We start from the raw sequence: 20,551 nt of genomic DNA on the forward strand, positions 1-20,551 counted from the left end.
TGGTTTGTAAAGCCGCAATTTCCCGCTGCCTTTGAAAAAAGGGGCCTGGACTTGCGTCCAGGCCCCTTTCGCTATTGTTTGCTTCGGACAGAGGGCTCTTACTGCTCCTCTTCCTTCTTGCGCTTGCCAAAGATGCTCAGCGCCGCGATGCCGCAGGCGGAGATGGAGGCCAGTGCCACCCAGATACCGGAGACGTCGCCAGTCTTGGGCGCCGGGCCGGTGGGAGTGGGCTCATCCTCGATCTCAGTGGGCTCGTCGCCGGGCTCATCGGGAATCACAGGCTTGTCGCCGCCGGGAGTGGGCTCGTCGGGGATCTCAACAGGGGGCTCCTCGGGATCCTTGGGAGGATCCTCAGGATCGTAGGGATCGGAAGGCACGTGATAGCGGTTGTTCACCGTCAGGACCAGTGCGTCTTCCGCCAGCTCCAGATCCGGATTCCACCCTTCGGGCAGAGCCGTGGAGGCAGTGGAGGTGCCGGTGGTAACCGTCCAGTAGCCCCAGCTGCTGCCGGTCATGGTGTGGTCGCCCAGCTTGATCTCCTTCACGCTATAGGTGATGGCCTTGCCTTCGCTGTTGCGGTAAATGGTGTAGCCGGTCTCGGTCTCGGCGTCGTAGTTGGACTCAAAGAGGCCGAACCACTTGCCCTTGACCCCTTCCACCGCGTTGTCGCCGGTCAGCTCAACCACCAGTCCGGTGGGTTCGCCGTTGGCATACAGCTCCAGGGTGACACTCTTGATGTTCCGGCTTGCGTAATCGCCGCTCCAGCTCTTGACCACGGGGATCGCCAGGGTCTCAGGCTCATAGCTGTTGGTGATGGTGATCTTGCCGTTCACCACAGTGCCGTCGGTCTTGGCCGCGTCGCCCTCGCCGCTCAGATAGGCGATGGTGTACTCAAAGCCCTCCGCAGAAGCTGCGGTGTAGGTCTCGCCTCTGGTGTAGCCCAGCTCTGTCACAGTGTAAGGAGCGGTGTAACCGTTGGCGTCGAACGTGTGGCTGGCGGTGTACTTGCCCTCGGCGTCCTTGGTGACGATCAGTTCCTTCACCACATTGTTCCCGTTCTTATCGGTGATGCTGACGGTAATGCTGTCGGGACGGTTGCCGTCGCGGTTCTCGCCGTCGTTCCAGACCTTGTCGATGGAGAGGGTGGTGGGGCTGGGGACGTAGGTGTACTGGTTGTCGCAGATCACTTCGATCTGGGCATCCTTCTCCAGCTTCACTTCCACATAGCCGGCTGCATTGGCCGTGGCAGCCTTACCGTTCACGGTGTAGGTGGTCTCCAGGCTGTAATGCGCCTTGCCTGCATTGAATTCCTTCACGTAGTAGGTACCGGTGGGCAGATTTGTAAAGTCCGCGGTGGGCTTCTGGTTCTCAGCACCGACCGTCAGGCTGGCGGCGGTACCCTCCAGGGTGTACCCGGTCTCTGCGTCATAGGAGTAAACGCCGATGCTGTAGGTGCCGTTATGGTTGGAGGTCTTGCCCACGGTGATCTTGCCGTTGTCGCGCAGGTAGACATTCTTCAGGGCAATTGCCTTGTTTGCATCCACCGTGGTGCTGCCGCTTCTGACCGTGTCAGCCTGCAGGGTGTAGTTGGCGACCTCCTCGCCGGACTCCGCCGCATAGTAGGTGTTGGCGGTGGGCAGGCCCGTGATCTGCCAGCTGTAAGCGGTGGTCTTGCCGTCGCCGCTGCTGGGCTTCATGGTCTGCTGGCCGTTCACAGTTCTGCCGTCCACACTAAGCAGGGCCACGGTCTCGGCGCTGTCGCCGGTGCCGTTTTTCACTGTGATCAGGAAGTCGCCGCCCAGGGCGTCGATTCCCTCAAAGGACTTGGTGACGAAAATGGAACCCAGTTCTTTGGTGTTGGTTACGGTGGTTCCGCTGTAGCCGACGGTGAAGTTCACACCGTTCAGCGTGATGCGCTTGCCTGCCGCCACTGCATTGCCGGAAGCATCCAGCTCCTGGACGGAGTAGGCCAGGCGGTTGCCCTGCTCATCGGTGGCATACAGGTCGGAATAGGTCACGCTGTAGCCCTTGTCGGTATTCAGGGTGATGATGCCGTTTTCGTCACCCACGGCCACGTTCAGCGCGTTGGCCTTGACCTGGGTCTGGCCGGCGTAGAGTTTCAGGCTGACCTCAGCCTTCTCAGCGTCAGACGTGCCGCTCCAGGCCTTGGTAACCGTCACGCTCCGCAGCTCACGGTTGGTGATGCTGTTGTCCGCATAGCTCACCAGGTACTTGACGCCGTCGATGGTGACGGTGTCTCCGCTTGTCAGCTTGGTGTAGGTGCCGTTGCCGTTGTCCACGACCTCGTAGGCCGCGTAGGTGATGGCCTTGCCGCCGTCGGTGTACTCATCCAGGTTGGACCAGGTGGCGTTGCTGGTGATGGTCTTCACCGCATCGGAACGGGTGGAAAGGGTCTCCACGCCGTCCACGGTCTCAAAGAGGCCCACGGTGGCGGTCTTTGCCTGGCCGATCCAGCTCTTGGTGACGGAGAGGTCCTCTCTCTGGGTCATATCCAGATCGTAGTACAGCTTGATGACATTCTGGGCCGGATTGCCGGTGACCATTGCATAGGTCAGCGTCTTGGAGCCGGTCTTGGCCGCATTCAGGCTGTAGCCCTCAGGCACCAGGCCCATGCCATCCTTGCCCAGCTCGTAGGCGGAGGAAGAGATGGTATCGAAATAGGTGATGACCAAATCGGTCTTGTTGGGGTATTCGCTCTTCTGGGTATAGGCATTGCTGTTGACGCCGGTCTCAAAGTAGTACTCCACACTGTAGGTATCCTTCAGCATGTTGTTGACCACATCGGTATTGCTGACGGTCTTGCCGTCCACGGTGATGGTCCAGGTGGTCTCAGGATACCAGACGTTGCCGGACCAGTGGGAGGTGTCATTGGATGCAACGACGATTTTATAGACCGTTTCCGCACCGATCACATATCCGGTGGGCGCCGCAGTCTCCTTCAGGTAATAGGTGCCCGCGCCCAGGTCGGTGGTCTGGCCCTTGCCGGCCGTAATGGTCAGCTTGCCGTCCGTGCCGATGGAAAGCTCCTTGATGAAGGACTCCTTGGCGCAGCTGGCGTCACTGAACAGACCGAACACCGCGTTGGTGGTGATCTGATTGTTGTTGCTGCTGCTAACAATCTCGCCGCCGTCGCCCTTCTTGGTGAAGGTGACCTGGTCGCCGATGGTCTGATGCTCCGCGGTGATCTTTTCGTAGTAGTAGGTCACGGTCACATCTGCGCTGTTGAAGTTTCCTCTGTCGGGGAAGGTGATGCTTCCGTCCTTCACTTCCACGGTCTGGACCTCGCCGGTTCCGTTGCGCAGGGTGACCTTCACGATCTCATAGCCCGCGGGAGCGCTCTTGCGTTCGGTGGTAAAGGCCTGGGTCGCGGTGTACTTGCCGGGATCCACATACTTTTCGACATCAGTGGTCTCGCCGGTCTGCTGAACAGGATCGGTGGTAGAGGGATAAACCTCGCTGGTGACCTCGCCGTTGATGGTCTGGGGAGTGAGATACTGGTAATTGGTGGTCAGCTTATAGAGGGTACGGACATACTCCAGATGGATCACGTACACCTGGTTGATCTGATCCACAGTGACGGACACATCACCGGTGAACTCCAGCGGAGTGTCCTCCCCATCCTTCACGTCGATGAAGGCGCGGGTGTTGTCAGAGACATACTCGAAGGGAATGCCCTTCAGCGCTGCATAGTCCGCAGGATCGACACTCAGCGTGCCGGGGCCCGCAAACTCCTGCACCGTGCCGGCGGAGCTGTAGGAGAAGATGGTAGTGCCGGACTGGACGGTGGTGTAGCTGGTGTCCACGCGGTACCAGTACTTCTGAGGCTGATTGTAGGTATTGCTGATGCTGTTGTTCTCGCCATAGGTGACGTCATAGGTGTCGTTTCCGAAGACGATGGAGCCGTTGTTCTCCACCTTGCGCAGGACCTGCTGGCCCTCAACGGTCTCGTAGTAGACCTCGCTGACGCTGTAGGAGTACTCGTGGCCGTCGCCGTCCACAGCATACTTGTTCAGATTACCGAAGGAGAAGCTCCACAGCGCATCGGTGTCGCCGTCGCCCTTGGTCACATACAGGGGGTTGGTGACGCCCTCGGCCAGCTCACTCTCGGGAACCAGCTGGTTGTTGTCGCGGTACAGGGCCACATAGATGCCCTCAACCGTGCCGGGAACGTAGTAGTCGCCTTCAACGGTGCGGTCCCAGGCCTTGGTGCCGGCAACGGAAACCGTGGCCTGCTCAATGGTGTTGACGAAGGCGTTGGGGACAACCTTGCCCTCCACCTCCAGGGCCTTCTTGGTATACCCTTCGGGCGCGGTGGGCTCATCAAAGGTGTAGAAGATCTCGCTGCGGTTGTCGTTGTACTTGGGCAGGCCGGAAATGGTGTAGCTCCACTCGTTGGTGCCGGCACCCACAGCCAGGTAGATGTTGTCGCTGTCATCCGCATTGGCCTTTTCCTCATCCTGCGTCAGGACGATGGTGGTGGGCAGGGCCGCCCCGTCGACGGTGGTCACGGGAGCGCCGCTTGCCAGCCTGGCGTTCAGAGAGAAGGTCACGTCGGGATGTTCGTTGGTGGGATCCACCCAGAGCTTGGTGACAGTCGCATCCTTCACGCCCTGGGTCAGGGTGTTGGTGATGAGGGCGGAATTGCTGTTTTCATGGTTGACGGTCGAGCTCTGGTAGCCCTCCACACTGGCCTCTTCGATGGAATACACATAGGCCGTGACGGAGGAAGCTCCGATGTTGTAGAGGGGCAGTCCGTTGAAGTAGACGGTCCAGCTGTTGTTGGTGGTGTTCACATTGGCGCTCACCTGATCGGCGGCCAGCTTGCTGCCGTCGGCCAAAGTGACAGTGCCGTTGCCCGCCACGGTGACGGTGCCATACACGCTGGTGCCCTGCTTCAGTTTCAGGGTGATGGCCGGACGATCCGCGTTGGCGGCGCTGCCGTCCACCCAGTTCTTGGTGACGGTGAAGGCGCCGGTAGTGCTCTGGGCCAGCTTGTTGGTCACTTTGAACTCAAAGTTGGCGGAGCTGTCCAGATCGTCGGAGATCACGGGAGTCTCATAGCCCATGATGGCCTTCTCAGTCACTCTGTAGCTGTACAGCCGGCCGCTTGCATCGTACTTTTCCAGGCCGGACCAGGGCGTAAAGGTCTTATCCACATTGGTGGACACCGTCTTGCCGGTCATGGCCTCCCAGTTGACGTTGTCGGTGCTGCGCTCCAGCTGGAGTTCAGCCTGGGCTTTGCGGCTGCTGTCGCTGCCTGCCAGCAGGTCGATCCACTCCTTGCTGACCTGGACGGAGACGCTGCCGGTGATGGTGTTGACAAAGTTGTAAATCACATTGCCGTCCGCGCCGGTTTCGGTGGTGACGCTGCTGGTGTAAGCATCGCCATTGGCGTTGGTGACGGAGGACTCCACCACGGTGTAGCGATAGGGAACCGCAATGGACTCGCCGGTTTCCTCATCCTGCTCAAAATAGTACTTGGGCAGGTTGGTGAAGGTGTACGTATTGGTCACGTTCTCCGCGGGGTTAGTGCATCCGGCGTCCGCGGGATAGACATAGGCTGTCTTTTCGCTGCCGTCCTCCTTTTCCTGATAGAGGGTAAAGGTGGCGCCGGGAGCGGTGTAGCCGGAGGGGTGGTTCCAGGTCTTGTTCACGGTGACGGAGGTGGTCTCCCCGCTGCCATCAGGGGTATTGGTGATGGCCACGGAGGCCGCGCCGTTCACAAACACCGCGGAGGTCTCGTCATTGTCGCCATAGGAGATGACGGGGACGTAGTTTTCAGGTCCGCTGACCTCGGAAACCGTGTAGGTAATCTTGTTGCCGGTGGCGTCGAACAGAGGCACATTCTCCCAGGAGGCGGTCCAGTCGTTGCCCTCGTTCAGGGTCTTGTCTTCATACACGGTGCCGTCGTTCAGCCGCACCACAACCGAGCCGGTGTGGCCGCCGGTAATGCCGTCTTCCCAGTACTTGGTGACGGTGATGGAACCGGTTTCCTGACGGGTGTTGGTGAGGGTCAGGCCCTCGGCGGAGGAGGTGTAGCCGTCAAAATTGCCCAGCTCCTGCACCGTATAAGTGTGGGCCTTCACGGAGACGACCTTGCTCAGGTCCGTGGTCTCTTTGCCGTTCTGATCCAGGAAGCTGTACTTGGGCAAATTGCCGAACTCGTGGCTCCAGCTCTCGCCCCGCAGCTCCACAGCGCTGCCATAGGCTGCGCCGTCCTGGAGCAGCTGGACGTTGATGGACGCGGGCCGCTTGGAGCCGTCGCCTGCATCCTGCCAGGTCTTGCTGACCGTTACGGGCACTGTCTCATTGGCCACGGTGTTGGTAATCACGAAAGGCTCGGCCTGGCTGCCTTCACCGGTGATGGACACCAGCTGATAGGTGGAGGCAGTGACTTCGCTTACGGTATAGGTATAGTATTCGCCGTTGCTATCATAGAGATCCAGCTCAAGGGAGGCAGCCGTGTTTCCTGTGGCCTTGCTGCTGTCCACATCCAGGTAGGTGTGGCCGCCGTCGCCGAAGCTCTCGCCGTTGCGCAGCACTTCCACCTGGACCGTGCGGGGCAGGGTGAGCTCCACGCCCTCGGGCAGGATCCACTCCTTCTCCACATAGATCGAGGTCTTGCCGGTGGCGGTGTTGATCAGGGCCAAACCGCTGCCGCTCTGATCAAAGCCGGTCAGCGTAGGTTCAGAGATGGTGTAGGTATGGCTGCCGCCGTTTTCCGGATTGTTGTCGGGTACGGTGAGGGTGTACTCCCAGTATTTGGTCGTGGTGTTCTGGGTGGCCGCGACGCGGACATTGCTGTCGGCGCAGTTATTTACCGTAGCCGTGGAACCGTTCAGGTACAGCGTGGCAAACGCCTCGCTGCCGCCGTCCTGATACACGTTGACGTAGATGGCCGTGGTAGACTCGCCGCCCTGGGGATTGGCGGGCATATACCAGCTCTTGGTGAGGGTGAGGTCCTTGTAGGTCTGCGCCAGCTTGTTGACCACGCTGCCGCCATCGCTCAGGGCGTCGCCCTTCACCGAGGTGATGGTGACCTCGCCGTAGTTGACGGTCACGGCCCACTCACTGTCGTTGGCCACATAACCCTCGGGAGCCGGGAACTCTTTCATGGTATAGGTATAGCCGGAGGGGATGGTCTCATCGAACAGCACCTCGCCCTTGTGGCCCTCCTCCGCGGAGGAGGTGGCTTCACGGACGATGGACGGATTGGTGCTGGTGCTGGTCAGGGTGAACTTTGCACCAGGCAGAAGCAGCTGCTTGCCGTTCACGGTGTGATGAGACACCTTGTTGAAGACCAGGCTGCCCAAATAGCCCTTCACGATGGGGGCGGGGGAAGTCTTGGTGTACTCGTTACCGGTACTGGCGTCCTGATAGGTGAAGGAGGCCGCGCCGGCGGAGTACTCCTCTCCCTCCACAAAGCCGTCCTGGGTGTTGTCCAGGCGCACCTTGTAGGTCATGGTGTAGGAGGTGTAGCCCTCGGGCACGCCGGTGGTATCCTTGGCGGCTCCGGCCAGGTTCCAGACAATCTCACCATCGGCCTGCGTGGCGCCGTTGGCGCTGGTGAACTGGACAAAGCCGATGCACTTATCCTTGGTTTCCACGGCTCCGCCGGAGACGATATCGCCCGCCGCCTCACCGGTGGAACCGCTTTGCTCGATACTGTTGAGAATGGAGGAAAAGGCGCTGTTCAGAGCCGCCGAATTGCCGGCCATGAACACGTCGCTCCGATTGGGGTTTGTGGGATCGTCGGCCGGACGCTTCCCCACATAACAGTCGTCCTGCAGCCAGCTGGTGATGGTCTTGGTCGTGCCGCTGCCATTGACAATGTTGCCGCTCAAACCATAAGAGATGGCGAACAGGTCCACGCCGGTGGAGTTCACCAGAGTTTTGCAGGTATTCTCTACCGCCCGGCTGTTGGAGCTGCTTGTTTCAGAGCCATTTCCGCCGTCTTTAGAAATTGAATCCACATCATTGCTGCTGGCGTCTCTGCGGTAAGTAGGCTGGCCGTCGGTCAGCAGCACGGCAAACTTGTTGTCAATGCCCGCGACCTGGCTGTTCACGCTTTTCTGGGTGAACAGGTTGTTGGCCAGCATCACGCCGCCGCTGGTGTTGGTGCCGCCACTGGCGCTCAGGCCGTTGATCACGTCCTTGGCCCGCTGCAGTGCGGTGGCGTCGGTAACGTCCACCCAATACTGTTTGCCGCTGGTCTGCGTGTCCAGATCCCGGGAATTTGCACTCTGTGCAAAGGTCACCAGAGACACATAGCGGTGGGTGCCCGCCTGTGCGCCGGAGGCATAGCTGTCCAGGAAGGCGCAGGCCGCCGCCTGGGCCGCCATGATCCGGGACTGGGTGCTGCCGCAGTCGCTGCATTCATAGGTGGTAACTAACTCCGAATTGTGATTGCGTTCTCTTTTGCCGCAGTTGGCACAGGCATAATAACCATTGTATTTGCTGGTAGAAACCCACTCTCCCCGGACATACTCCTTACCGCTGCCGTCGGGGCAGTATTGGTGCCACTCTGTGTGCTCTTCCATGCTGTTTTGTCCGCACTCGGCGCAGTAGTCCATCGAGCCGGAGGTATCGATGATCAGCGTGGTCGCCGCGTCGGCGCTCTGGGTGGTGGTGGTTGCGTTCTTATAGGTGACGTTCACCTTCACGTTGAACTCATTTTCCACTCCGGTGGCCGTCAATTCCTTGGTGACGGACACATCGTAGTTGGATGCGCTGCCGTCGGAGCCGTTCGCCATGTAATAGGAGGTTCCTCCCTTGTTGACGATCTGCTCCGTAGTCTGTTTTTTGACATCGCTCTCATTTGCGGCCAGCACACTGATGGGCAGCAGGCTGAACGCCATAATCACTGCCATCACCAGCGACAAAAGCCGCTTCCTTGTTGTTGCCATAATTTCGTTCTCCCTTCATTTCTTATTGAGATCGAAATATGTGGCGGCCGGACAGGCATGGCCCCCGGATGGCGGGCTTTAGCCTCCAAACTTTGCGTCCCGCTCTTTCGGGCGGTTTGCCGTTTCAGATATTTCTGTTGCTGACACATTTTTCTCAATGACCTGCGTGCTGTCCATGCCAGGTCAAACAGGTGGGGATGTCTTTCTCAGTTCGTATTCATCGCTTTGTCCCGCATCAGTCAGGGCGCTGTTGAGCAGCATACTGAGCTCCAATACGCTGCGAAAGCTCTCTTCCCGCCCTTCCTCCAGCCATGCAACGGTTCCCTGCCAGCTGGCGTTTTGACGGAAAATCACTTTGATGGAGAAGGTAGCCGCCTGGCCCCGCTGCTCCATATTTTCCGTCCGCACCTGGGGGAGCGTTTTGTCCACTGGCCGGAAGGAGCGCTCTGCGGTAAATGGCTGTGGGAAGTTCATCTGATCCAGGATCGTCTCCATGGCCATGAGGAATTCAATGAACCCATGGAAGGGAACCGACCCATCCAGCATCAGGTTATACAGCCGCCCCCGCAGGATCCTGTCCTGATAAGAGTCGATGCATACGACAGTAGTATGGTATTCGTTTGCCAGTACCCTGTGCATATGCCGCCTCCTTTCTGCTCTTGTGTACCCAGTCTACACGCCGTCGGTTACACATCTGGATACATTTTGAAATTATTTTTACATTTTCTCTTTCCAGAAACAAGTTTTTCCGTTACCGGGCTGAGGGGCTTATGGGGCAGCCCGCTCTGCCGGTTGTTTTGCCTATTCTATCTGATCACCGTTACAAAAATGGGTACATTCTCCGATCTTTTCCGCATAACCAGAGCCATCAGCCTCCTCTGATGGAACTGCAGCCAAACTATGGATAGAGCGGGCAAACAGTTCTGTCCGCCCGCTCTATCCGAGTCTTTTTTCAATTTACAGCAGATGGTGCCCGGCCCGTTACTTTTCAAGGAACCGCTGAAGCATAACTGCCACCTGGGCACGGGTGGCTTGTCCCCGGGGATCAAGGATGTTGCCAGGCTTGCCGGAGATAATACCCTCGCTCACAGCCCAGCGCAGGGCGTCCTGCGCGTAGTCGCTGCCCTGCTCCCAGTCCCTGAAGGCCAAGTCCTCATTGGGGGCAGCCGGTTTCCCGGCGTAGTTGTAAAGCATTACGGCGAACTGCTCACGGGTGATGGGGTCGTCCGGGCCGAAAAGGTCATTTCCATAGCCGTTCACAATCCCCTCACTGTCTGCCCAGCGGACGGCCTCGGCATAATATGTTTCGCTCGCCACATCCGCAAAATCGCCTCCGGACGCATCGGGGCTGCCCGCCAGCCTCCAGAGGATGGCCGCTATCTGCCCACGAGTTGTCGAGCTGTTGGGGCTGAACTGGCCAATATCAGTCCCCTTCATCAGGTCGCTCGTGTAAACGAACTCCACAGTGCTGTAGAACCACTCCTCCTTGCTGATATCGCCAAAGGGGTTATCCCATTCCCACTTGGCATAAATCTTGGTATCGTTCGTCAGCTTCACATCATCAGCCGGTTTAGTCATCTCCTGATCCAAATACCACCCCTGGAAAATGTATCCATCCCGCATAGGGGTGTAGTCACTTAAATCGAGGCTTGAGCCAAAATTCTTATTTATGTTCTTGATGTCATCGCCGCCGTTTGTGTCAAAGGATATGACAACATGATTGCCCCCTCCACCGGAGCCTCCGCCCTGGTGCCCGCCAGTTGCCGGAGCTATGACATATCCACATACCGTACAGGTCTGCGGGGTAGTTCCTGTCGCTGCGGCGCCAGGGGTATGGGCAGCTGCATCCGCTTTTGCTCCGCAAGTGCATGCGTGCCAATGCCCGCTTGCATCCGATGTCCAGGCGCTGCTGAACTCATGGGCCAATTCGCCATAAGCTTGCCCGCAGTTTTCACAAATTGCACGGTCCGTGTGGGTCGCTGTCCCGCCGGTATGTGCAGCGGGCATGACCTTGAGGTATTTGCTTGCAGCAAATCCATTCGTCAGGTCTTTTGTCGCTACAGCAGTTGCAGTATCCTCGCTGTCACCGGCCCAGTTTCTTTGGCACACATCATAGCCAAATGTGGGAACAGTTCTCAGGAACGCCTTTTCCCCTGAGGATATTGTTATCGTGCTGTTTTCAATTTCTGGACTCGCAGCGCCTTCAGCCATGAAAACCCCAAACTGCTCAGATGTAATTGAAACATCTGCCCCATTGGTGATTGAGGCGGTGCCAGTCTGATCTCTAAGATAAAGGCCGGCGAGCTTGGAGTTGATGGCAGCAGTCCCACCGTCTATGACAATCCCGCTGTCTTTATTATTTACCCCGATCCCCACAAAACCCGTCGCATCCACAGTCCCATTGATCTGGACCGTTTGCGGGATCGTGTCGCCCGGCAGACCTATGCTTATCGCGGCAGTGTCCTTTCCAGTAGCAGTTGCACACAATGTGGCCTTCTTATCCACCAACAGGCTTCCGGAAAATGCATTGATGCCTGTGCTGCCCTTTGCCGTGACCCGCGCAGCATCTGTGATCTCAATCTTATCCCCATAGCCGGCGGAAATCGCGATTCCCGCTGTGTCAACAGTTACAACAGCATTGTCCTGAATGTAAATATTCCCCTTAGATGTGCTAATCTGGCTATTTGCCGCGATTTGTGCCTGGTCACAAATCATAATGTCCCCGGCGTCCGTGCCAATCGCCGGCTGGGAACCGGTGGATGTCAGGTTAACGGATCCCCCAACCTTTACGCCGCCATCTTTCTCTTTGCAATTGTTGATTGCATAAGCACCGCAATTCATCGTCACAGTGATGCCGCCCGATAATTCGATCGTTCCAGAAAATTCGTCAGGAATCAGGATACCCTCAGTTTGGGTAGTGACGGTAAGGATTGCGGAATCCTCTCCGGTCACGGTGACGTCACCGTCGGAAGTAGATTGAATCCCAGTGCCTCCATCAATGGAGACCGTGCCGATGATTTCGATCGTAGTCCCCCCGGGGACGAGGACATGCCCATCAATGGTCACATTGTTCAGGGTCAGCTTAGAGGCTTCCTCATCGTAATAAATATGATAGTTCGAATTGTCTGCCCCTTCGGTCACCAACGTTTTGTTTTGATAGAAATAGTAGATGCCCGCTGCCAGCTCTTCACCATCGACACCAATAGATGGAAGCCCTGGCACTCCAATGTCATAGGCCTGGCCTGTCACGGGAAAAAGGCCGATGCAAATGATTGCAGCCAGCAAAATTGATAAGTATCTCCTTGACTTTTCCATAGGTTTGTCTCCTTTTATGTTGTATCTATTCAGAGCGTATTGTCCTTTGGTACATACCAAAGGACCGAGCGACACCCGCTCGGTTTTCTTTCCTGTCAATTTTTTCTAATTATACAGTATTTCTTAGTATTTTGCAAGGTTTCCTCCCATGTCATATACCACCTTTTGGAAGCTTGATTGCTCGTCCTTATGTTGATACAAAAGGGCAAAAGCACCCAGAATTGGGTGCTTTTGCATGATTATTTTGCTGGAAACGCAAAGCCGGATTGGGACTCCGCTTTTTCTATTCAGTTCCCCTGAGCCAGCCGGCGGCGCATCTGCTCCGGGTTCACGGCGTAGTCCGCCGCCGTCTCTGCGCCGATGGCCCCCTCCTGGCAGAGCTTCCAGATCGCCTGATCCATGGAGATCATCCCCTCCGCGGAGGAAGTCTGTATCACGTTGTCGATCTGGTAGTTCTTGCTGTCACGGATCATGTTGCGGATGGCGCCGTTGACCCGCATGACCTCCATGGCCGGTACCCGGCCGCCCTTACTCCCCGGGAGCAGCTGCTGGGAGATCACCGAGTGCAGCACCATGGAAAGCTGCGTGCGGACCTGGGCCTGCTGGGCCGGCGGGAAAATGTCGATGATCCGGTCGATGGTGCTCACCGCCCCCTGGGTATGCAGAGTAGTGATGACCAGATGCCCTGTCTCTGCGGCGGTCATGGCGGTGCGGATGGTCTCATAGTCCCGCATCTCTCCCAGCAGGATCACGTCCGGCGCCTGGCGCAGGCAGGAGCGCAGCGCGGAGAGGTAATCCGCCGTGTCAATGGCGATCTCCCGCTGGCTGATGATGCTCTTTTCATCCCGATAGAGGAACTCGATGGGGTCCTCCAGGGTAATGACGTGGGCGCTGCGGGTTCGGTTGATCCGGTCGATGAGGCAGGCCTGGGTGGTGGATTTCCCGCTGCCCGCCGTGCCGGAAATCACCACCATGCCGTGGCTCACGTCCGCCACCTCCATCACGGAGTCGGGGATGCCCAGGGCCCTGTGGTCCGGAATCTCAAAGGACACCACACGGATCACCGCGGCCATGGAGCCGCGCTGGCGGTAAGTGCTGACCCGGAAGCGGGCCAGGCCGGGCTGGGCAAAGGAAAAGTCGTCGTCCCCGGTCTTTAGGTAGCGGTCCTGCTCCCGGCCAGCCATGCGGTAGATCTCCCCGATCAGCCGCTCCGTTTCCGGGGGAAACACTTTGGTGTCACTGATGGGCAGGATCCGCCCGTCCCGCTTATAACTCACCATGCCGCCGGCCACAATGAAGATATCGGATGCCCCGTCCTCCACGGCCCGGCGCAGATAATCGATCAAATCAGACATGTCTCCGCTCCTTTTTCAGCCTGTATAAACCGGAAGCTCCTCCTCCGGCTGCCAATCGCCGGTGGAGACCTGCTGCCATTGTGCTATATCATAATGTATCCGATCTTTATCGAAGTCCACCTGGACACGCAGTTCCTGAGAGCCGGAGATTTCCACGGCATAGCGGTAGGAAACGGTGCCGTCCTCCGCCGCCGACTCCTCCACCGACTCCAACACCTGGCCCTGGCGCAGCAGCGCCAAAATGCGCTCCGCCTCCCAGTCCGCCGCATAGTACTCCGCCACCGCCTGTGCGCTGCGCTGGGACAGCGAGACGTCCGCCGTCATGGTGGAGAGGCTCAGCAGCGCGAATATCACCAGGCAGAGCACCGCGAACATCACCAAAAGTGAGCTTCCGCCCACAGCGGGCGGGCTGGAACGGTTCTCATCCACGGCCGCTCACCTCCTGCCATGCGATGGGCAGGGAGAAAATTTCCTGGCCATCCTCATGGGATACCCGGACCAAGGCCTGCACCAGCCCCTCCTGGGGTTCCAGGCCGCCCAGCGCCCCCGGGAATACCTCCAGCCGGTAGGACGCCCCCTCGGAAACCGCGTTCCAGCCGCCATCGTAGAGCACATACCACATTCCCTGGGAAATCTGGCCCCCCATGCCCTCCCGGGCAGCCTCCATGGCATGGGCCGGGTCCTCCCCCGCGTGCTTCATCAGCTCCGCGGCATTCTGGGCCAGGAGGACCGCCTGATCCAGGGCAGCGCTCTCCCGGGACTTTTGGTTGGAGAGGGCAAACGCCTGCACGCACAGGGCCGCGGCAATGGCGAACACAAGGATCATCACCACCTGCTCCATCAGCACAAGTGCCGATCGGTTCTGGTTCATGCGTCCGCCTCCCCGCTTCGAAGCGCCAGCGTCAATGCAGTGACCTCGCCCTTTGTGTCCGTGGCCTCCACCGTCAGCTCCCCGTCGCCCTCCCAAAAATTCAGAGCGCCCGCGGCCATGACCTCGTTGCCGTCCTCCGGCGAAAACTCCTCCAGCGCCGAAGCAAACAGCTCCCGCACCGATCCATCATAGTAGTAAATCCGGGTGTAGTAGGGCTCCCCCTCCACCTCGCGGGCCAGGTACAGCGTGGGGATGCCCTCCTCATCCGAGGAGAAGCCATCCACAAAAACGCCGCCCGGAACATCATTGTGCCGCACCTTTGATGCAATATATTGGACGCATATCCGCTTTTCATAGCTCGCACCGCCCCGCTCGCTCAGCTGGCGGTAGCTGTCCGCGCCAAGCAGGAGCACCAGCAGGATTGCTGAAGACAGCACGCCGAAAGTCAGCAGGACGAATATGCCCCCGATGGAATGTCGCTTCATCTTTCCCCTCCTCAGCGTGCAAGGACTGTGATCTCCGGCATGATGTTGTCGGCAAAAATCTCATAAAACACTGCGTAGCGCGTCTCATCCACCTGGATGCCGTAGCCTTGTTCCAGCTCCTCCAGCGTGGCGGGGTAAACCCCCTCTGAGGCGTAGCTGCTGACGGCCGCCCGGCGTATGCTCTCCTCCAGCTGTTTGCGCCCCTCCTCGCTCTGGGACGCATCCACATGGGCCAGGGCCCCCATCAAAAGCGTCAGAGCCAAGGCGGCGGTCACCGGCAGGAGAAGCCAGGCAGTCCATCGCGTTCTTCCCTTTTTCATACGCTCACCCGATGGCGGACATGATCCGCACCAGAGGCAGCATCACGGACAGCAAAATGCCGCCCACCAAAAGGGAAGAGACGATCACAATGCCCGGCTCCACCCGGCTCACTGTCTCCTCCACGCTGCGCTCCGCGTCCGTCTGAAGCCGCCGCGAAATCTCTGCCATCACCGTGTCGCCGCTGCCGCTGCGGATACCAAGGGACAGCATCCGGCAAAAAGCAGGAGGCAGCAGGCCGCTCTGGCGCAGCGCCTCCGCAAGGCCCGCCCCCTCGTCCAGACGGGAACGGCAGTCATTGTAACGCCGCTCCATGGCGGCGTTCTCGCTGTGGAGCGAGGTGGCCATGGCCAGCGCTTCCTCCACCGGCAGGCCGCTGGCCATCCCCATGGACAGCGCCGCGGCAAACTGGGCCGCTCCCACCTTTCCGGCAATGCCCCGGTCTCCCCGGCGGCGCTGCCAAAACCGTCCCGCCCAGTTCCGGAAGGGCAGGCTCACGGAAAAGGCCGCGACCAGGGCCAGCACCAAGGCCAGTACCACACAAAGCACCGGCAGCATGCGGTTCAGCACACCGCCCAGGGCCAGCAGCCCGCCGGCAAGGCCGGTCATTTGTCCGCCCAGCCGGGCAAATACCGACTCAAAGACCGGCAGTACCTTTGCCAGCAGCACCACGATCACCGCCAGCATCATCAGCAGCAAAATCGCCGGATAGGTCAGGGCGCCGCGGATGCGGTTTCCCATCCGCTCTATCGTGTCATAGTAGGCGGCAAGGGCCCGGAAGGCTTCCTCCTGCCGGCCGGTTTGTTCCCCAGCCCCGGCCAGATACACCGCATAGTCGGGAAACGCCTGCGTGGCGGCCATGGCCGCGGAGAGGGGCTCCCCTCCGTCCACCGCCCCGGCCAGCTCCCTGAGCAGCTCCGACTCCTGATCCCCGTCCTCCGCCAGCAAATGCAGGCCGTCCCCCACGCCGATGCCGGCGTGGAGCATGACGGAGAGCTCCAGGCAGAAGGCGGACAGGTATCCTGACGACAAATATCTCTTTTTCATATCATTCTCCATGATTCGATAAAAAATGGACTTGCACAGGCAAGTCCATTTTACATAATATCCACTTATAAGTAAAGACTTTCCGAACGGCTCTCAATAAATATATTTGGCGCTGTAGTTCTTGCCGTCGCCAATGTATTTCATGATTTCCTTGCTCTGGTTCCCGGTGGAGGCAAAGGTGGGGTCCATCAGTTTCCAGGTGGTGCCGTCGAAATAGACCACATTCTCCACCCAGCCGGACTCCGGGGAGTAGACGTTGATCCATGCATGGTAGATATCCCCGCTGTAGCCCACCACAAGTTTGGTGGGGACATCCTGGCTGCGGAGCATGGCTGTCATCAGCGCCGCGTAGTCAAAGCAAATCCCCTTCTTCTGCGCCAGCACCGTGTCCAGCACAGGCAGGTATCCGCTCTTCACAGACGCCGCTTTCTCGTAGTCGTAGGAAATGTTGTCCACCACAAACTCGTAGACCTTCTGCACTTTTTTCAGCGTATCCGACACACCGGAGGTCAGCTCCGCCGCCTTCGCCACAGTCTTGCTCTCAGGCGTGTAGTTTACATACTGGTTGGGCAGCAGGAACGGCGCAAATTCATCCTTCAGAGATGCGGTGAAAGAGACGGAGAGCACCGTGGAGTAGCTGGTGCCGGAGATATTCTCAAAGATGCTGACCTGATAGCTTCCATTGCCGTCGGAAAGGGGGAAGGTGGCATAGTCCGCTCCGGCGGTCAGGTTATAGGTGTACGTGACACCGCTGGGCCCTTTGACCTGGGCCTTCAGTTTCTTGGATGTGGAGGCGGTGTACTTGACCATCACATAGCCGTCGGCGGTGTTGGAGTAGTCGATCACCGCACTGGCGTTCTCCTTGACCTGGGTGCCGGAGGCAACGGGCATCAAGCCGTTGATCACCGCGGGATCGGTGGCCAACACGGCCAGCTCCGCAGTGGGATCGGCGTCTTTTACTTCCACGGACTGTGAAAATGCCTTTGTGACGGCGGCGCCCATGGGCACGTCGCTGCCGTCGGGAACCTCGCTGCTTGCACAGCCGGTACAAAATAGCATCGCCGCCGTCAACAGGGCGGCCAAGCGGTTTCTGTTCATCCTGCCTGCTTCCTTTCCACAGTAATCCATACCTTATGAAGTATTATAGCACATCCAGTTTAAAATGGAAGTACATTTTGGGAAATTTTTTCATCTGTGCTTTTTCCATGTAACTCAGCCGAGTTTTCATTGCACGGCTGATTTTTTTATGATAATATAACTTAGTATGGATACTTGAAAAGCTGGGGCGGTCTCCCCCAACTTGAAAGGCAGGTGTGTTTATATGGATGATTTGCGTGTTTGCATGTTAGGGGAGTTCTCCATCAGCAACGGTGCAGATGCGATCAATGACAGCGACAACCGCTCCCGGAAGGTGTGGCTGCTGCTGGCCTATATGATCTATTTCCGGCACCGCAGCATTTCGCAGGAGGAGCTGATCGATCTTCTGTGGGGAGAGGAGGAGAGCAGTTCCAATCCGGCCAACGCCCTGAAAACCATGTTCCATCGGGTGCGTACCATGCTCAATCAGTTGGGAGGCAGCGTGGGCCACGAGCTGATCGTCCGCCGCCAGGGTGACTACGCGTGGAATCCCGACCTGACGTTTACCTATGATGTGGACCAGTTCGAGTCCTTCTGCAAGGCGGGCAAGGCCCAGAAGGAGCCGGAGCAGCGCCTTGTCTCCTATCTTCAGGCGCTGGAGATCTACAGTGGTGATTTCCTTCCCAAGCTGGCCACCGAACCCTGGGTGGTGCCGGTCAATACATACTTCCACAACCTGTATACCCAGACCGTCCACGAGGTGATTCCTCTGCTGGAGGAACTGGGCAGGCTGGACGAAGCCGCAGCCGTATGCCGCAAGGCCATTGAGATCGAAGCCTGCGACGAGTTCCTTTACTACCATCTTATGCGCCAGCTGCTGGACATGGGCAACCAGCAGGCGGCGGCCACCGTATTTGAGAGCATGAGCGACATGCTGTTCGACCGGTTCGGCGTCATGCCCTCCGATGAAATCAAGGCGCTGTACCGCGAGGCCATCCGTTCCACCAATGAGCACGAGGTGGACATCAGTGCCGTGCGGGATCAGTTGAAGGAGCCCTCGTCTGCTCCCGGCGCCCTGGTGTGCGACTATGACTTTTTCAAGGCCATCTACCGGGCAGAGGCCCGCAGCGTGGCCCGCAGCGGCGACGCCGCCCACATCGCCCTTTTGAGCGTCACAAGCATGAAGGGCTCCAAGCTTGCTAAGCGCAGTTTGGACCGCTGCATGGAGAATCTGTGCGAATTGGTCCGGCTGAGCCTGCGGAGGGGTGACGTCGCGTCCCGGTGCAGCGTCTCCCAGTTTATCATCCTGCTGCCCCGGGCCAACTATGAAAACAGCTGCAGGGTCATGGAGCGCATCGTCAGGCAGTTTGGACGCCAGTACCCCCACTCCCCAGCCCTGCTGCGCTACAGTGTGCAGCCACTGGACCCCACATGTTAAGCCAGGAGAGAAGGCTTTCGCCTTCTCTCTTTCTTTGTCAGATTCGACAAGCTTTTGGGGAAATTTCCGTCACATCTTATCGAAGAAAGGGCTTGCATTTTTTTCTCCCCTTCCGTATAATAATTTTCAATCAAATGGAGGAGGGAACTGCGATGTTGAAGTGTGTGAAACAGTCTGTTCCTTTTCTCCTGTTCCCTTTTTGACCGGCTTTCTGCCGGTATTTTTTTTGCCCGGATGTGGGAAAATTTTATCCGGGCCCCAAATTGTGAGAGGAGAAACGTCATGAAAGAAACCGAGATGAAACCTGTCCTTGACGCCCGTACCCTGGGCACTCCCAAAATGCTGGTGTTGGGCCTCCAGCATATGTTCGCCATGTTCGGCGCCACTGTGCTGGTGCCGGCCATCACCGGCCTCAGTGTCTCCGCCACGCTGCTCTTTGCCGGCTTGGGCACACTGCTGTTCCACCTTCTGACCAAGCGTAAGGTGCCCGCCTTCTTAGGCTCCTCCTTTGCCTTCCTGGCGGCCTATACCACCATCGCCCCGGGCGGTGAGCCGGAGCTTCTGCCCTACGCCTGCTTCGGCGTGGCCTGTGCGGGCCTCTTGTACCTGGTGATCTCCGCCCTGTTCAAGGCCTTTGGCGCCAATAAGGTCATGCGCTTCTTCCCCCCCATTGTCACAGGTCCCATTATCATCGCCATCGGACTGTGCCTGTCCGGCTGGGCGCTCTCCTGCTGTGCCCAGAACTGGGGCATCGCGCTGGTGGCCATTGTGGTGGTCATCGTCTGCAACATCTGGGGCAGAGGCATGGTGAAGATCATCCCCATCCTGTTGGGCATCATCGCCTCCTATGGGGTGGCGGCCGTCACCAACAATGTGGACTTCACCGCCGTTCAGGAGGCGGCCTGGTTCGGCCTGCCCTTCCAGTGGAGCAATACGGTGTTCTCCATTTTCCAGAACCCCGACGTCTCACTGCTGATCACCGCGGCCATCACCATTGTCCCCATCTCCATTGCCACCATCATGGAGCACATCGGCGACATGTCCGCCATCTCCTCCACTGTGGGCGACAACTTCATCGAGGATCCCGGCCTGCACCGCTCCCTGTTGGGCGACGGCCTGGCCACCATCGCCGCGTCTTTGTTCGGCGCCCCGGCCAACACCACCTACGGTGAAAACACCGGCGTTTTGAACCTGACCCGGGTCTACGATCCCCGTGTCATCCGCCTGGCCGCCGTGTTTGCCATTATCCTCTCCTTCAGCCCCAAGTTTGCCGCCGTCATCGAAGCCATGCCCCAGGCCACCCTGGGCGGCGTGTCCCTGATCCTCTACGGCATGATCTCCGCCGTGGGTGTGCGGAATGTGGTGGAAAACCAAGTGGACTTCACCAAGAGCCGCAACGTCATCATCGCCGCCCTGATCCTGGTGCTGGCCGTGGGAATCAAATACGGCACCGGCAGCGACGAGGCCATCGTGTTCGCCCTGGGCTCCATCACCATCAAGCTCTCCGGCATCGCCACCGCCGCCCTGGTGGGCATTGCGCTCAACGCAGTGCTGCCCGGCAACGACTATCAGTTCGGCAAAACCGCCAACTCTGACGCCTCCGCCGACCTGGGACGGTATTGATCGCTTGTGAATATCACAAAAAGGAGCGCCAAATTTTGGCGCTCCTTTGTCATCTGTGCAAGAAAAATTGCATTTTTATTGACAAGCGGTTGACA

The 20,551-nt window shown here is 58.5% G+C and carries 12 protein-coding genes and 1 riboswitch; of the genes, 2 read left to right on the plus strand and 10 right to left on the minus strand.

Features of this window, described 5'->3' with window-relative positions; all coding sequences use genetic code 11:
- Nucleotides 1–98 precede the first annotated feature (98 nt).
- The 10 genes from H8790_RS08660 to H8790_RS08705 all read right to left on the minus strand — a co-directional run bounded on the left by H8790_RS08660 (nt 99) and on the right by H8790_RS08705 (nt 17,416).
- Nucleotides 99–8,927, minus strand: coding sequence for a Cna B-type domain-containing protein (locus tag H8790_RS08660; protein WP_187332142.1), 8,829 nt, complete (start codon nt 8,925–8,927; stop codon nt 99–101).
- 39 nt (nt 8,928–8,966) lie between these two features.
- A riboswitch (cyclic di-GMP riboswitch) is annotated at nt 8,967–9,058 on the minus strand.
- Nucleotides 9,059–9,110: 52 nt separating this feature from the next.
- Nucleotides 9,111–9,566 (minus strand): hypothetical protein, encoded by a 456-nt coding sequence (locus H8790_RS08665; protein ID WP_187332143.1) that lies wholly within the window; start codon nt 9,564–9,566, stop codon nt 9,111–9,113.
- A gap of 342 nt (nt 9,567–9,908) precedes the next feature.
- The gene (locus H8790_RS08670) at nt 9,909–12,242 is read right to left on the minus strand and encodes an S-layer homology domain-containing protein (RefSeq protein WP_187332144.1); all 2,334 of its coding nucleotides are present in this window, start codon (nt 12,240–12,242) and stop codon (nt 9,909–9,911) included.
- A 287-nt stretch (nt 12,243–12,529) separates the two neighbouring features.
- Complete coding sequence (locus H8790_RS08675) at nt 12,530–13,597, minus strand: type IV pilus twitching motility protein PilT (protein WP_187332145.1); 1,068 nt, start codon at nt 13,595–13,597, stop codon at nt 12,530–12,532.
- A 15-nt stretch (nt 13,598–13,612) separates the two neighbouring features.
- The gene (locus H8790_RS13995; RefSeq protein ID WP_187332146.1) at nt 13,613–14,026 is read right to left on the minus strand and encodes a hypothetical protein; all 414 of its coding nucleotides are present in this window, start codon (nt 14,024–14,026) and stop codon (nt 13,613–13,615) included.
- A complete protein-coding gene (locus H8790_RS08685; protein ID WP_187332147.1) occupies nt 14,019–14,468 on the minus strand; it encodes a type IV pilus modification PilV family protein in 450 nt (149 codons plus the stop codon). The genes H8790_RS13995 and H8790_RS08685 overlap by 8 nt, the downstream gene beginning before the upstream one ends.
- Nucleotides 14,465–14,953, minus strand: coding sequence for a DUF4860 domain-containing protein (locus H8790_RS08690; RefSeq protein WP_187332148.1), 489 nt, complete (start codon nt 14,951–14,953; stop codon nt 14,465–14,467). The genes H8790_RS08685 and H8790_RS08690 overlap by 4 nt, the downstream gene beginning before the upstream one ends.
- Before the next feature lie 11 nt (nt 14,954–14,964).
- Nucleotides 14,965–15,273, minus strand: a complete 309-nt coding sequence (locus tag H8790_RS08695; protein WP_187332149.1) for a hypothetical protein — start codon at nt 15,271–15,273, stop codon at nt 14,965–14,967.
- A 4-nt stretch (nt 15,274–15,277) separates the two neighbouring features.
- A complete protein-coding gene (locus H8790_RS08700) occupies nt 15,278–16,318 on the minus strand; it encodes a type II secretion system F family protein (protein WP_187332150.1) in 1,041 nt (346 codons plus the stop codon).
- A 93-nt stretch (nt 16,319–16,411) separates the two neighbouring features.
- On the minus strand, nt 16,412–17,416 hold the full coding sequence (locus H8790_RS08705; protein ID WP_187332151.1) for a transglutaminase-like domain-containing protein: 1,005 nt from the start codon (nt 17,414–17,416) through the stop codon (nt 16,412–16,414).
- Nucleotides 17,417–17,639: 223 nt separating this feature from the next.
- Between H8790_RS08705 and H8790_RS08710 the strand changes: the two genes are divergently transcribed.
- The gene (locus tag H8790_RS08710) at nt 17,640–18,833 is read left to right on the plus strand and encodes a BTAD domain-containing putative transcriptional regulator (protein WP_187332152.1); all 1,194 of its coding nucleotides are present in this window, start codon (nt 17,640–17,642) and stop codon (nt 18,831–18,833) included.
- 282 nt (nt 18,834–19,115) lie between these two features.
- Nucleotides 19,116–20,456 (plus strand): uracil-xanthine permease family protein, encoded by a 1,341-nt coding sequence (locus tag H8790_RS08715; protein WP_187332153.1) that lies wholly within the window; start codon nt 19,116–19,118, stop codon nt 20,454–20,456.
- The last annotated feature ends 95 nt before the right edge of the window (nt 20,457–20,551 follow it).

The organism is Oscillibacter hominis (assembly GCF_014334055.1).
GTDB lineage: Bacteria > Bacillota > Clostridia > Oscillospirales > Oscillospiraceae > Oscillibacter > Oscillibacter hominis.